A 13,857-nucleotide genomic window follows, 5' to 3' on the forward strand; every position below is an offset into this window, starting at 1 on the left:
GCGACCGCGAGCCCTAGACAACCGGGCGACCAGCCGACATGGGCTTCGCGGATGACGCCGGTCGACGGCGTCCGCCGATGGCTTGCTGACTACTTCGCCGCCAAGGACCCGGGACTCGTCAGCGACGACGGTACCCGCGTCGACGCCCGTCGCCTGCTCATCGACGCGATACGCGTACACGGTGACGGCGAGGTAGCCATCGACGCCAAGCTGATCGGCCTTGCCGCATTGTTGTTCTGGTGCCGCTGGCTGGAGACGCCGACCGATCACCACGACCCGGACTGCCAGTCGGCCTACCGCCTATATCGGGTGCTACTCACCGTCGACGAAGCGGCGCAGGTGCCACCCCAACTGGTCGGACCGCTGGCCGACCCGGCCAACGACGAGCCAGTCCCCGCCCTGCTTCAACACGAGGCGCGTGACCTGACCGACGGCTGCCTGCGGCAGTTCGATGACACTGCAGTCGGGCCTCGGCATCTTGCTGGCAAGGTGCGCGGTTGCCCTCACCGATCCGGGCACCGCCGAGCAGGCCGAGTACTCGTGCAACCTGGGTGCGGGGCTGTTGGCCCGGTACCGGCACAACGACGCCGAAGCGGACCTCAACGAAGCGGTCGGGGTGTTCCGTACCGGGGTGAAGTTCGGCTCGGTTGACGCCCGGGAACAGGCTCGGTGCCTCGCCAACCTCGGGGCAGCCCTACACACCCGCTACGTTCGACGGACGTCGGCGGCAGCGGCGGCCATCCGTGCAGATCCGTCAGGTGCGCCTCCCAGCTGGCTGGGTCCAGAGCGGCCCAGGCAGCCGTGGCGTCCGCCTGCCGACAGTGATCACGTACGGCGGGCGGCCCGGTCGCCCTTGGCCCAGTGGATGTGGTAGCTGTCGCCCGAACAATCGGACTCGCGCCCTTGATAATGGGAGCCTTAGCAATCGCAGCGGCTGTCGCCCGGACTGCGACGGCTCCATCGACTTCTGGGCAGGCCCTGCGGCGCTATCGCCCTCACTACGCCAATGCGCGGCGCACTCTTGTCAGCTCGTCAGCGAGGAGCGGTGAGGCCGTACGTACGGCGCTAAGGTCGCTTCGACCGTGCAGTATGCCGGTCCATAACACCGCGCGGCCTGCCTCGTTGAGCTCGACCGCGTTCGTCGGGCTACCGCCCATGAGGGCGGCGGCTGCCGCGTCGCGGCTGATATCAGCTGCTGCGGCGAGGCGGAACTCCTGATCGGGGCGGCTCGCGCCGCGCCATGTCACAAGGGGCAGCAGGCCAACGGCGAGCCGTGAGACCGCGTCGGCTCCCACGATGTCGCCCGTAGCCATGCGGACAGTGAGAAGTGCGTGCGCAGCCTGGATCCGCACCGCCGGGGAGGCGAGATGATTCTGCGCGGCCGCCGTTAGCTGCTCGCCAGCTGCCTCAAGATCGGCATCGCGGTGGTGACGGTTCCAGCGAGTCAGCAGGGCGGCGGCCGCGACAACCTGCCACTGTGCGCGATCGGGGTGGTCAAACGGGGTTCCGCGGACCGCTGCAGTGGCCGCCTCGACGGCCGACCAAAGATCGTTGTCGGACTGCTGGGCCGTGTCGAGGCTCAGGTGGGCGCGTGCCAGTGCCGCCAGTGCCCGCGGCTGGTGTGCGGTGCCCTCCGCTTGGCGCGCGGCCGCGCGCAATCTGGGCAGCATGAGGGCGACGAGGCCAAGATCCGGGCGGTGCGACACATCGTTTTTCAGCCACTGTGCGGGATCCAGCACACCGGTTGCTGTTTCAAGCATGAGTGTCCAGTTCGCCATGACGACGGGGCGGATGGACTCCGCCGTACCGAGCATGTGGAGTAGCCGCTCGTAGAGGGCGCCAGCGCGCTGCCGGGCATGCCCGTCGCCGGTGCGGTGGAAGACGTCCCGTTCCAGCGCGGCCAGGTGTGCCAGGTAGCCTGCCAGCTCGACATGACTGCGAGGAGCTTGCGCGACGACCTCGGTCGCTAGGCGCTGGGCCTCCGTGAGGTCGTCCGAGTCGCCGAAGTGGCGGTAGCGAAGCGTGAGAATGGAGCTAACAATATAGGCAACCTTCAGGCGGTCGTGGCCGGTTGCCGCCTCGTAGGCCCGGCGTGCTAGCTCGACCGATTCGGTCAGGTCCGCAACGTTGCCGGTCACCTCGTACCGCGCGCGCATCGTAAAGGCGAGATTGGACATCAGCGCGACGCATTCTTGCGGTCTAAGGCTGGCACCGCAGCCGACCACAGCGCGGTATAAGCCAATCGCACCGTCCACGTCTGCGAGGTTGCCGGTGCGCTGGAATCGGGTGTTGAGCACGCCAGCGAGGTTCATGGAGAAAGCGAGCGGTACTGGCGCCTGCGCACCGGCCCGGGCGAGCTCCCGGCGACCCCGGTCGATTGCCTCGTCGAGCAGTGCCGCATCGCCATTTCCCACGAACAACACCCGCAGGCAGGCCATGAAATTTGCTGTTGCCCGTAGGCGCAGCGGATGCCCGCCGGGCATGGCCGACAGTGCTCGCCGGTAGTCCGACGCCGCCTGACGCAGCCCGCTCGCGTCTGCCCCGCCAGAGTCGATGTACGCCAGGTAGACCCTTTGCGCCTCGGCAAGGCCGGGTACGTGGTCATCGGCATCGGACATGCTCTGCCTCCTCAATCTGCCGTGGGCTGCCGGGCCGCGCTGAAAGGGCACCCATCTGCGGACGTCACCGTTTGCGACGCGGTAAAGGTCAGCCGATGGAGGAGCTGTCGAGGTGGTAGTGGTGCCACCAGTCCGGGCGGTGGGTGCGGATGACGCCGTCGGTGCGGGTCAGGAGGAGGTAGTTGCCGTCCTGCACCAGCGCCGCGTCCTCGTCACGGCCGGCGAGGACTCTCTTGACTGCCGCCACCATGTTGGGGATTCCCTTCTCGGCGATGTCGTCGCCCCGCATGGAGAAGGTGACGGACACGTACGTCGCGGGTTCCCATTCCCACCGTTCCTCGCCGTCGGCTTCGGCTTCGGCTTCCCAGTAGCCGTCCGTTCCGGCCCGGACGGTGATGGCGTAGCCGCGTTGGTCGTACAGGCGGGCGGAGAGCAGGGCAGAGTTCGAGGTGGGACGTGGGACTTCGCGGGGGTCGGCAGCGGTCAGGGCAGCTACCTCGGCGACGGGCGGGTCACCGGCCAGGACCAGGCGGAACTCCACGGCCATCAGGGTGCCCCCTTTAATCTCGCCGGACGATCTGACGGATCCTACCGTCGCGGGTGACCACCGCCAGTTCCTTCAACCCGTCGATCGGCCACTTGTCGAACTGACGCCGCAACGCCACCACGTCACCTTCCCAATCCTTCAAGTTCAGCACCACACGCTGCGTCTGCTCATCGTCGATCTTCTCCCGGACCTGACTCCACACGTTGCGCGCCGACGTCCGGGCCTGCGGCGAGTAGCAGTCGAAGACGTGCCCTTCGATCAGATAGTCCGGGTCCTTGTCCGGGTTACCGTGATCACCGGTACGGTCGCGGGCGTCGCCGACCTGCTGCCCCGTGGGATTCTGATGCAGCCGATAACCCTTGCCGGCGACGGTGTCGGCACACTTGTTCTCCAACTCCAACGCTCGTCGGGTGCTGTCGTCGGTCCTGGCGCCGACTCGGGTACGCGGGCCCGTCGGCGTACCGTTCTCGATCCCTGTGGCTCTTCTTCCCCACGCCGGAAGATCGTCCTGTTGCTGCTCGGACACAACGCGAGGAGCGTGGTTGCGGGCCGTCGGCGTAGGGCTGGCCGGTGTCGGAGGGCCAGCCCCGATCAGTTTCCCGACGACCCCAATCCCCGCGCCTGCCCGACCGCCGCTTCAGCGGCCTGCTGCACGGCGCCACAGCGCTGCACCACAAGCACCAAGACCTGCTTGACGCCATCGAGAGACTGCAGGAGCGGGCCCGGCTGCCCGCCCCGCAGCACCGTACCGACGAGTTGCCGGGCCTGATCGACATGACCGATTGTCGCGGTAGTGGCTTCACGGGCACCGGCGATCGCTTGCTGCACCTGCGCCAACCCAGTGATCGTCTCCTGCGGAGTGGCGGCCTCCCGAGGCACACTCGCGGCAGCGGTAGCCGCCTCACCCACCGTCCCAGCGGCCCCACCCAGCCCCGCCTGAACAGCGGAAATCACGGCACGAACCCGCGCCATCCCCGCCGCAACCGCCGCGAACCCCGCACCCACGGCCCGGGCAGCAACCTGCTGAACCTGATGATCAGCCGCCGCGGTGAGACTCTGCGCCCGATCCAGACCCGCCGACAAAGCCCGCAGCTCGCCAGCGATCTCCTCAATGCTCGACACGAATCAACCACCCCGACCGAGAACCGACTCCGAACCCAGCAACCTACCCGGCCACATCACCCCGGCCATACACCACCATCGAACCACCCACCGCAGCCACGCCGCCTCCTCCCGCTCCACGCTGGCCGAGCCAGTACGAGCGTCGAGCACCGGATGTCGACAGCGAAGGTCATGCGTAGGGCGGCCTGCTGATCCGGCTCACCGAACCGACCAGATCGCATCCACGGAGCACCGCAAGCGTTCCGTCGCCCAAGGAGGCGGCCAAGCGGACATCCGCATCGCGGGCCGGTGATCTACGCTGGGGCTGTCGACTGGCTCGCGGGAGGGTGAATGCCTACGGCTGCGGACTATCTCGCAATCAGCCCGTCCGCGGCCCGTGACCAATGGCGCTCGATCGTCGCACGCCCATGGGCGGTCGAGGGCCGTCGACAGGTCGCCTTCACCCCGGTGGAGACGCTGCTGTGTTTGGCCGCTAGCCTGCTGGTCGACCATCGCCGCTACGGCGGGTCGACGGCGCACCGTGCCGAGGAGCCGGTCCCCAGCCTGGCCCAGCTGTTCAAGCGCCCCAACAGCAGCGTCCTGGCGAAGATGGCCAATCTCGATGGCAGCCGCCGCAACGGCGCCCGACACGAAGTGGAGGTCGCCGCCCGCCTGCTCGGTGGTCAGGACGAGCTGGCATCCGTGTATCGGATCATCGTGCGAGCGGCCCGCGACGTCGGCGTCACGGCCGAGGGCCTGCCTGACTTTCTGTACCTGGAGCATGATGACGCGCCGCTGATTCTGCTTGGCCAGGACGAGCTGAGTACCAGCGACATCGTCGAGGCGGTCCATACGGAGCACCCTGGGGTCACCGACCAGGTGACCGAGCTGCTTCTGATCGCCGCAGCGCGTGTCGGGCAGAATCGCTTCGCCCGCGGCGTACTGCGCAATCACGGCCACCGCTGCGTATTCTGCGGCCTGTCAGTGACCGTCGATGACCGACAGGCCCCGCGGATGCTCGTCGCCTCGCATATCAAGCCGTGGCGTGAGAGCGATCCGCGTGAACGCCTCGACGTCGCCAACGGCCTCACTGCCTGCCCGACACACGACGTCGCGTTCGACACTGGTCTGCTCACCGTCATCGGCGGGTTGCGCATCCACATTCACACCGACCTGCACCGCAAGGTCGACAACGATCCGGCCCTACATGCCGCGTTCGGCCGGCCGCCCTTGGCCGAGCGCCTCCTCCTGCCTGCTGGTGCCCTGCCACCCCAGCGGGCCTACCTCGACTGGCACCGAACCCACGTGTACCGCCACGCACGAACGACTTGAGCGAGTTGCCCTGCAACCGGGCGAGCATCGGCGTAGACGGATCTGGGTCGGTTCACCTTCCCGATGTGGGATGCGGCGTGACCGTCGACGATGGAGGCACCGTCGTACGCCGGGGAACTCTCCTGACCCGTCCCTTGACGGCCTCGACATGCTCGACGATCGCGCCGCCGACCGCTTCGGCGAGTTTCGGTGGCACGGCATTGCCGATGAGCCGCCCCAGGGGCGCGAACTGTACGGGGGCTTCCGGTGCGACGAACTCGTAGTGGGGCGGGAAGCTCTGGAGGATGGCGGCTTCGCGCAGCGAGATGGCTCGGTCTTGCTCGGGGTGCCCGAACCTGCCGGCGCCGTAGTTGTACGACAGGGTCGTGATCGTCGGTGAGGGTTCGTCCCAGACCATGCGGGCGTATACGTTCCGGAAGGTGGAGCCGGACGACTTCCGGTGGCACGGGGCGCGGAGGTCCTCTTCCCATTCTTCCCAGGTGCCACCGGGTCTTGAGGCCCTGATTCGTTCCTGGTTGACTTCCGTCAGCGTGCGGCTCTTGTGTAGACGGTCTGCTGGGTCTACCTCGCCGTGACCGATGGGCGCGAGCTTTCGGATGGACTGCTCGACGGTGGCGTAGCTGTCTGGCCCGACCGTGCCTTTGGGCACCCGGATCTCACCGAGGAGTGACGCTACGAGAACCAGCCTGCGCCGATGCTGAGGGATGCCGTACGTCGGGCAGTGGCAGGACTTGAAGTCTACGAAGTAGCCAAGTTCCTTGAGGCAGTCGACGAAGCTTTTGAAGATCGACGTGCTGATGATCCGGGGAACGTTCTCCATCGTGACCACCTCGGGCTTGGCGCCTTCGACCAGGCGGCGCATCTCGTCGACGAGGGGCCATTGCGCTTCTCGGGACGTGTCCACCCCCCGCCGGTACGAGGAAAAGGGCTGGCAGGGCGCGCAGCCTCCGAGGACTCGTACGCTGCCCTTCGGCCACATCGCGACAAGCTCGTCGACCGTCAGATCGCACACGTCCTTCTTGTAGAAGGGTGCGCGGACGTTGGCCCGGAAGGGGTAGTCGCAGCTTCCGTCGAGGTCGACACCGGCGACGACGTCGACACCGGCCTCCTGCAGGCCGTAGGACAAGCCACCTACTCCGCAGAAGAGATCAACAGCGGAGATCGTGATGGGTCGTCGTGGGGCCATGCTGGGACCTTAGTAGGTCGTTCCGCCCTGGCGCGGCCCGGCATGCGGGCACACGAGATCGTACGATCCTCTCGTCACGACGCCCTGATAGCAGGATGCGTCGGCGATATCGCGATCGGTAGCCTTCCCGCTAGCGCTGAACCACTACCGTCGGCTTTCCTCGAGCCTGAGGGCGAAGTGGCGGAGACGAAGGCGATGGAACATTTGTTCGATTCGTGTTCTTTGTCGCACCCTCTCCTTACGCTGAGCGCCACCAGCCAGGGGAGGAAGCATGACTACTGCCGTCACCACGTCGATGCTGCGGTCCGCAAGTGCATCTGCCGTACTCGTTGACGAGCTACGAGCGACCATCGACAACCGAGACGTACGCCAGGCACAGTCCGCGATTGCGGAGTTCGTGGCCCGGCACCGCCTCACCCGCAGCGACATCGATGCGCTCGTGGTGGCTCTGGCCCCGCCAACCGCCAGAAGCGACCTCACGCATCCGCCCGACTCGACCTCGGTCGCCGAGGCCCGGCCCACCGTGGCGGACGCAAGCAATGCCGCAGCCGAACAGCCAGAGCTGGACGACGATGCACCGGACAGCAACGTCGGATGGATGTTCGATGACGATCCTGCGCCTCCCGCTTTCAATGCCACAGACGACGTCGTCGGCCAGGCGTTCGAAGACCTTTTCGGCGACTGGACCCGGACGGGGGGAAAACTCACCAGTGCTGACGTCGCGCTGCTCGCAACCCGGCGAAGCCTTACCGCAGCACAGACAGGTGAGTTGCTCGCTCTCTTGGCGGATGCCGGTGTCGAACTCCCAGCCTCGACCAACGCGGGACCGGTCAGGTCCGCGACAAAGGGCTACGAACTGCACGAGGACACGGTTCGCCAGTATCTCCGCGAGATCGGTCGATACCCGCTGATCAACGCCGCTCGTGAGGTGGAGCTCTGGTCGTTGATGCAGCAGGGTGCAGCGGCACAGGCCGCGCTCGATGCCGGTGGAGCGGACCTGTCAGCATCGGACCGCAGGTCACTGCGAGACCGCGAGAGGGAGGGGCAGCGCGCCCACGCAACGTTGGTGTGCGCGAATCTGCGACTCGTGGTGTCGATCGCCAAAGTCGGGCGCTACCAGCAGAGCGGCGTTGCGTTCGCCGACCGCATCCAGGACGGCAACATGGGCCTCATGCACGCCGCCCATCTCTTTGACGGGTCCAAGGGCTACAAGTTCTCCACCTACGCGACCTGGTGGATCAAGCAGCGCATCGAACGGGGCATCGCCAACCACGGCCGGACGATCCGCATACCCGTCCATGTCCACGATCAGGTGCAGAAGGTTCGGAAGGCAGCCCGGAAACTTGCCGATCGCCTGGACCGAGAGCCGACGCTCGACGAACTGGCCGACGCCACCGACATGGAATCGGGCAAGGTACAGGCGCTGCGGGAGCTCGACCAACCGGTGCGCAGCATCGACCTGCTTCTCGGCGAGGAGGGCGACCTTCGCCTCTCGGACATCCTCGTTCACGACGAGGAGCGCGACGGGCGTACCGACCCGGCGACGATCGTCGAACACGCGACGCTGCGCAGCGAGATCGATCGCGTTCTCCGCAAGGCGCTGCCCGAGCGAGCCGCCAACGTGATCCGTCGCAGGTTCGGTCTCGGCACCGGCGAGGAAGAGACCTTGGACGAAATCGGTGCGGACTACGGCATCACCCGCGAACGGATCCGCCAGATCCAGGGAAATGCCATAAAGAAGATCAAGATGTCGACGGAGACTGCGGGCCTACGCTCGTACCTGGTTGACGACCCGGGGTGCGGTGCTTCAGTGGAGGGGACGACTCGATGAGCGGCAAAGCGGCCCAGTCGCTGGAGGAAGCGTGCGATGCCTTCGTCGCCTGGCTCGATGGGCGGGTGGTCGCGGCAGGTCGAGGCGACGGCCTGGACCGACTGGAAGTGGACCCGTCGGGGACGTTCTGGCTGGGGCGGCTCGCCTGCGAGGACGAGGTGCGCAAGGGCACCAGTGACGACCGATCGGAGCGGCTCGACCCGTGTGCGATCGGCATCCGGTTCCGTCCGGTCGAGGCCCCGCCGTGGTCGATGACGGTGACGGTGCGGGCCCGCGCCTGGGTCAAGGACCCCAAGGATGGTCCGGACCCGGACCGGCGCTGGTGGCGGACCGGTCTCGTCGAGGAGAAGATCTCCGTCGTGGTCGGCGCCGATGGTGGAATCTTCGGCGCGAAACAGCTACGAGATGCCTTCGCTGCGGTAGGTGCGCCCGGCCTGACCGCTGAGGTTCGGGTCGACGTGGAGGATTGGCACCGGGACACCGAGCTTGTCGTACAGCTGGTCAACACCAGCCCGGAGAAGTCGCGCGGCGGCCTGACCGACTCGCACCTCTACGAAACGCAGCTGGAGGTCACCGGTCTCGCCACCACCCCGTTCCAGTTGGAGGCCCTGCCGGACAGCTTCCGCTACGACCGCGACGTGCCGGCGTACGGCATCAACGTCGGGGTCGAGGTACCAGCGCCAGGGGTGTTCCGCAGCTCCGACACCATCACGGTGCAGACCGTCCGTCCCGACTATTGGAACAGCAGCCGGCCTAAGCCGACGCTGTCGTTCGAGCGGCTCGCCGCCGACCCGATTCCGGAACTCACCGCGCTGGTCGAGGCGCTCGAAGAGTACGACCACGCCCACTGGTCGGACCCGGTGTTGGCGGCCAGGGAGGTGACCGAGGGCTGGACATCGGGGATGCGTGCCGAGGCGGACAAGGCTGCAGCCGAGGTGTTCGCCGAACTCGGCCGACTGCGGACCGGGCTGAAGCTTCTCAAGACCAATCGGGAGATCCGCCTGTCGTTCCAGCTGATGAACCGGGCGATCGAACTGAGCGCGAAGGGACGCGGCTACGACTCCTGGCGGCCGTTCCAAGTTGGGTTCCTGCTGTCCGCCATCCGCTTCCTCGCCGAACCCGCCAAGGACGCGAAAATCGTCGACACCGTCTGGTTCGCCACCGGTGGCGGTAAGACCGAAACCTACCTGGGGCTGTTGCTGACGACGGCCTTCTTCGATCGGCTCACCGGCAAGCGCACCGGCGTGACGGCATGGTCCCGGTTCCCTCTCCGGCTGCTGAGCTTGCAGCAGACGCAGCGTTTTGCCGATGCGCTCGCCGGCGCCGAGCTGATACGCCAGGAGGCAGTGGCGCGCCAGGAGGCCGATGTCAAAGGTGCCCCGTTCAGCCTCGGGTTCCTGGTCGGCCAGGCAGGTACGCCCAACAAGATCGTGCCCAAGCCGGAAAACGACGAGATCGGTCCGGACAGCCCGGGAATACCTGACAAGTACCGGGTGCTGCTGCACTGTCCGTTCTGTCGTGACGAGAACCTGCGGATGAGGTTCGACCGGCAGCGGTGGAAGCTGGAGCATCACTGCACCAACACGCAGTGTCCCTGGAAGCGGGGTGCGCTGCCGGTGTACATCGTCGACCAGGAGATCTTCCGCTTCCTCCCGACCGTGGTGGTGGGGACGCTGGACAAGGCCGCGTCGATCGGCCTGCAGCAGGCGATGCGTGGTCTCGTCGGGCCGCCGCAGAAGCTGTGCTCGGTCGACTGGCACGGTTTCACCTACGCGACGAGGTCGAAGACGCCCAACGGTTGCCTTGTGCCCGACTGCCAGGGCACGCTCAACCAGCTGCCGATGCCGGCGGAGCGGTTCGCGCCGTCGTTGCGGTTGCAGGACGAGTTGCACCTGCTCCGCGACAGCCTGGGTGCCGTCGACTCGCACTACGAGAGCCTGCTCGACTACCTGCAGAACGAGCTGACCGGTAGCCACGCCAAGATCGTCGCCAGCAGCGCTACCCTCACCGGCTACTCCCACCAGGTCAAGGTCCTCTACCAGCGCGAAGGCAGGGTCTTCCCGCAGCAAGGCCCCCGCTCCGGCGAGTCCTTCTGGACGGTACGCAAGGCAGAGAAGCTGCGGCGGTTCGTGGCGGTCGCGCCACGCGGGGTGACGCTGGAGCATGTCAGCGACCGGACCCTGGATGCCTTGCAGCGCTGCGTCCGCAGGCTGATCGACGAGCCGTCGGCTGTCTGCACGGAAGCCGGCATCGATCCGAAGCATGTCGACGAACTGCTCAGCCTTTACGGCACGAACGTGGTGTACGGCTCCACCCTGTACGACGTCGAGGCCGCCGGTCGAAGCCTCGGCAGCAACAACACCGTTGACGGGATCAACGTCGAGCAGCTCACCGGGCAGACCGACTTCGACGAGGTGCGCGACATCCTGGAGCGGTTGGAGAAGCCCGAGGAGAAGTTCGCCGATCGCATTCACGTGATCGCGGCCAGCTCGATGTTGTCGCACGGGGTGGACATCGATCGGCTCAACACGATGGTCATGCTGGGCCTGCCGTTGACGACGGCCGAGTTCATCCAGACCACCGCCCGCGTCGGGCGTCGGCACCCGGGACTGGTGTACGTCCTGCACAAGATCGGCCGGGAACGCGACGCTCAGACTTTCCGGCATTTCGACAAGTACGTGAGCCAGGGCGATCGGTTCGTCGACGCCATTCCGATCACGCGCCGCAGCCGGCGGGTGCTGGCACTCACGCTGCCCGGGATGGTCGCGGCCCGCACCCTGATGGTGCACGAGCCGGCCAGCAAGCAGCGATTGAGCACACCGGCGAAGCTGCGCCAGTATGTCCGCGACGCGAAACTGACGCCCGATGACGAGGCGGCGGCCGTGGCTGAGATTCTCGGCCTCGTCGGGCCGGAGGACACCCTGCACCGGCAGCAGATCGTCGAGTGGGTCCGCGACTGGTTCGCCGATCTTGAGGACCCGGCCACCAAGGCCCAGTTCATCAGCCAGATCGGCCACCCCTCCCCCATGAGAAGCCTCCGCGATGTCGAGGCCCAAGCTCCGATTCACGACTGAAGGCGGACGAGATGACGAAGCTGGGTTCTCGTAGCGGCAGCCAGATCCTGCGTACCTTCCTGCCTGAGCAGACGGTCGACCTGCGTGGTGACATCTACCGGGTCGACGAGTGGTCGGCCCCGAGCCCGATCGAGATCGACTCCGACGTGGTGCGGTGGAGTCTGTTGACCGAGATCGGTGCGTGGACCGCCAACGACAAGGACGGCGGCATGGCCGGCGATCTGCTGCGTAAGGTGCCGGTGGAGGTCGTCGAACTCGACGACCGCCGTGGCGTGACGGTGGAGCGTTACCCCCGGGTCTGGCTGTGCCGGGTCTGCAAGCGCATCGGCAAGTCCGAGGATGCCCGCTGCAAGTGCGGCAAGCGTGCCTGGGGTCAGCTCCATTTCGTCGGCGTGCACGAGTGCGGTGCGATCACCGAGCCGTGGATCCGGCGCTGCCCGCAGCACGACGACGTGCGGGTGGTCGTGCCGAAGAGCGCCAAGGCCGCGGACATTCGCTTCGTGTGCCCGGTCTGTGACACGCCGACCATGCAGGGGCTGGGATTCAACAAGAAGTGCGTGTGCGGTGACGGTGCCGTGCGGTGGAACGTGCACAAGGCCCGCATGGTCTACGTGCCTCGTGGCATGGTGCTGATCAACCCGCCGCGGCCCGAGCACCGGGAGAATCTGAAACTCGCCGGCGGTCCGCGTAAGGCGCTGATCTGGGTGGTCGAGGGGTTGGCGGTGGCTAGGCCCGCCGATGTGACGGCGAAGCAGACCCGCAAGGAACTGGTCGATCAACTGGTCGCCAGCAAGATGGCGCCGGACATTGCGGAGCAGATGGCGACGCTCGCCGAGCAGGCCGGCCAATTGGCCAAGGCCGGCGATCATCCGGCCGATCGGCTTCCTGCGGCCCGGCGTGAGGTGGCCGAACGGGAGGCCGCCGACATCGCGATGGCCCTGGCGGAGAGTCGGACACCGACGACGGCGCTGCGCCTGCCGGATCCCGACGACCTGCTCGAGAAACGCTATCGGGAGAAGTACCCGCCGGCCCTGCGGCGGGCTGGCATCGACGGGCTCGACCTGGTCGACAGGTTTCCGATCCTCAACGCCATGTACGGCTACACGCGGGGCGAGGACGATCCGTCGAAGTGCCGGCTGGTGCCGTTCCGGCGCAAGCGGGGTGGCTACCGGCTCTACGGCAACCTCGCCGAGACCGAGGCGTTCCTGATCCGGCTCGACCCGATCCGCGTCGTGACGTGGCTGGCCGGTCGTGGTCACCGGCTGCCGGGGTGGACGTCGGAGTGCACCGATCCGGTCGTGGCGCGGGTCGCCATCCTGGAGGCGGCCCAGGTTCCCGACAAACGCGACGATCCGCAGATGAAGTCGGTCGGTGCCGACGTGCTCAAGCTGATTCACACCTACGCTCATCGGCTCATCCGGCAGACCGCCGTCTTCTCCGGCATCGAACGCGACGCGCTCAGCGAGTATCTCGTGCCCCACCATCTCGGCTTCTTCCTGTACGCGGCCGCTCGGGGCGACTTCGTGCTCGGCGGCATGCAGGCGGTCTTCGAGTCGAACCTCGACGATCTGCTGACCGCGTTCGTCGACGCGGAGCACCGTTGTCCGTTGGATCCGGGTTGCGGGATCGGCAGTGGGGCTTGTGCGGCCTGCGTGCACCTGGGTGAGCCGTCGTGTCGATTCTTCAATCGGTTTTTGGACCGTGGCGTGTTGTTCGGGCGAAACGGCTACCTGCGGATCTCGACATGATCCGCTTCCGCCAGATCGTTTCCACCCGTTCGGCCGCGTCGGTCATCGTCTCGTGTTCCCAGACGTGGACGGCGATCCATCCCAATTCGGCCAGCGCGGCGTCCTTGGCTCGGTCCCGGACGACGTTGCGGTCGAGCTTGGCGACCCACCAGTCGCGGTTGTTGCGGGGCGTCGTGCCGTGCTCAGGGCAGCGGTGCCAGAAACAGCCATCCACGAACACCGCCACCTTCGCCCTGGTCAGCGCGATGTCTGGACGTCCGGGTAGCCCTGGGTGGTTGATCCGATACCGTAGCCCGCGCCGATGCAACTCCCGGCGCAACGCCAGCTCCGGTTTGGTCGAGGCGCGTGCCTGCCGACTCAGGCGGGCCGAGGTGGCGGTGTCCAGGGGTGTCGGCATGGTGGACTTTCGGCCCATCTCTC

At 67.0% G+C, this 13,857-nt stretch carries 11 protein-coding genes; 5 read left to right on the forward strand and 6 right to left on the reverse strand.

The annotated features are described in order from the left end of the window. Positions 1 to 51 precede the first annotated feature (51 nt). Positions 52 to 651, forward strand: coding sequence for a hypothetical protein (locus tag EYA84_RS01285; RefSeq protein WP_131051132.1), 600 nt, complete (start codon positions 52 to 54; stop codon positions 649 to 651). A gap of 347 nt (positions 652 to 998) precedes the next feature. Here EYA84_RS01285 and EYA84_RS01290 read toward each other — a convergent pair whose 3' ends face one another. The 4 genes from EYA84_RS01290 to EYA84_RS01305 form a co-directional block, all read right to left on the reverse strand. Further along, entirely contained in the window at positions 999 to 2,618 is a 1,620-nt protein-coding gene (locus EYA84_RS01290; protein ID WP_131051133.1) for a hypothetical protein, read from the reverse strand. Positions 2,619 to 2,706: 88 nt separating this feature from the next. Continuing rightward, on the reverse strand, positions 2,707 to 3,165 hold the full coding sequence (locus tag EYA84_RS01295) for a SitI3 family protein (RefSeq protein WP_131051134.1): 459 nt from the start codon (positions 3,163 to 3,165) through the stop codon (positions 2,707 to 2,709). A 13-nt stretch (positions 3,166 to 3,178) separates the two neighbouring features. Then, a complete protein-coding gene (locus EYA84_RS01300) occupies positions 3,179 to 3,565 on the reverse strand; it encodes a hypothetical protein (RefSeq protein ID WP_162854320.1) in 387 nt (128 codons plus the stop codon). Positions 3,566 to 3,756: 191 nt separating this feature from the next. After that, positions 3,757 to 4,287, reverse strand: a complete 531-nt coding sequence (locus EYA84_RS01305; protein WP_131051135.1) for a DUF6244 family protein — start codon at positions 4,285 to 4,287, stop codon at positions 3,757 to 3,759. Positions 4,288 to 4,734: 447 nt separating this feature from the next. On the opposite strand from EYA84_RS01305, the gene EYA84_RS01310 reads away from it, so the two are divergent. After that, positions 4,735 to 5,598: an HNH endonuclease gene (locus EYA84_RS01310; RefSeq protein ID WP_236145537.1), complete on the forward strand. Its 864-nt coding sequence runs from the start codon at positions 4,735 to 4,737 to the stop codon at positions 5,596 to 5,598. A gap of 52 nt (positions 5,599 to 5,650) precedes the next feature. On the opposite strand, the gene EYA84_RS01315 is transcribed toward EYA84_RS01310, so the two are convergent. Beyond that, positions 5,651 to 6,784, reverse strand: a complete 1,134-nt coding sequence (locus EYA84_RS01315; protein WP_131051137.1) for a DNA cytosine methyltransferase — start codon at positions 6,782 to 6,784, stop codon at positions 5,651 to 5,653. 271 nt (positions 6,785 to 7,055) lie between these two features. Between EYA84_RS01315 and EYA84_RS01320 the strand changes: the two genes are divergently transcribed. From EYA84_RS01320 to EYA84_RS01330, 3 genes are read left to right on the forward strand one after another with little or no spacing between them, the layout of a single operon-like run. Then, on the forward strand, positions 7,056 to 8,615 hold the full coding sequence (locus EYA84_RS01320) for an RNA polymerase sigma factor RpoD/SigA (protein WP_236145539.1): 1,560 nt from the start codon (positions 7,056 to 7,058) through the stop codon (positions 8,613 to 8,615). Then, on the forward strand, positions 8,612 to 11,689 hold the full coding sequence (locus EYA84_RS01325; RefSeq protein WP_131051138.1) for a helicase-related protein: 3,078 nt from the start codon (positions 8,612 to 8,614) through the stop codon (positions 11,687 to 11,689). Before EYA84_RS01320 ends, EYA84_RS01325 begins: the two co-directional genes overlap by 4 nt. Positions 11,690 to 11,700: 11 nt before the next feature. Further along, positions 11,701 to 13,437 (forward strand): hypothetical protein, encoded by a 1,737-nt coding sequence (locus tag EYA84_RS01330; protein WP_131051139.1) that lies wholly within the window; start codon positions 11,701 to 11,703, stop codon positions 13,435 to 13,437. On the opposite strand, the gene EYA84_RS01335 is transcribed toward EYA84_RS01330, so the two are convergent. Continuing rightward, complete coding sequence (locus EYA84_RS01335; RefSeq protein WP_201272259.1) at positions 13,373 to 13,852, reverse strand: very short patch repair endonuclease; 480 nt, start codon at positions 13,850 to 13,852, stop codon at positions 13,373 to 13,375. The genes EYA84_RS01330 and EYA84_RS01335 overlap by 65 nt on opposite strands. Positions 13,853 to 13,857: the final 5 nt, after the last annotated feature.

Origin of the sequence: Verrucosispora sp. SN26_14.1 (genome assembly GCF_004307965.1) — a bacterium.
Lineage (GTDB): Bacteria > Actinomycetota > Actinomycetes > Mycobacteriales > Micromonosporaceae > Micromonospora.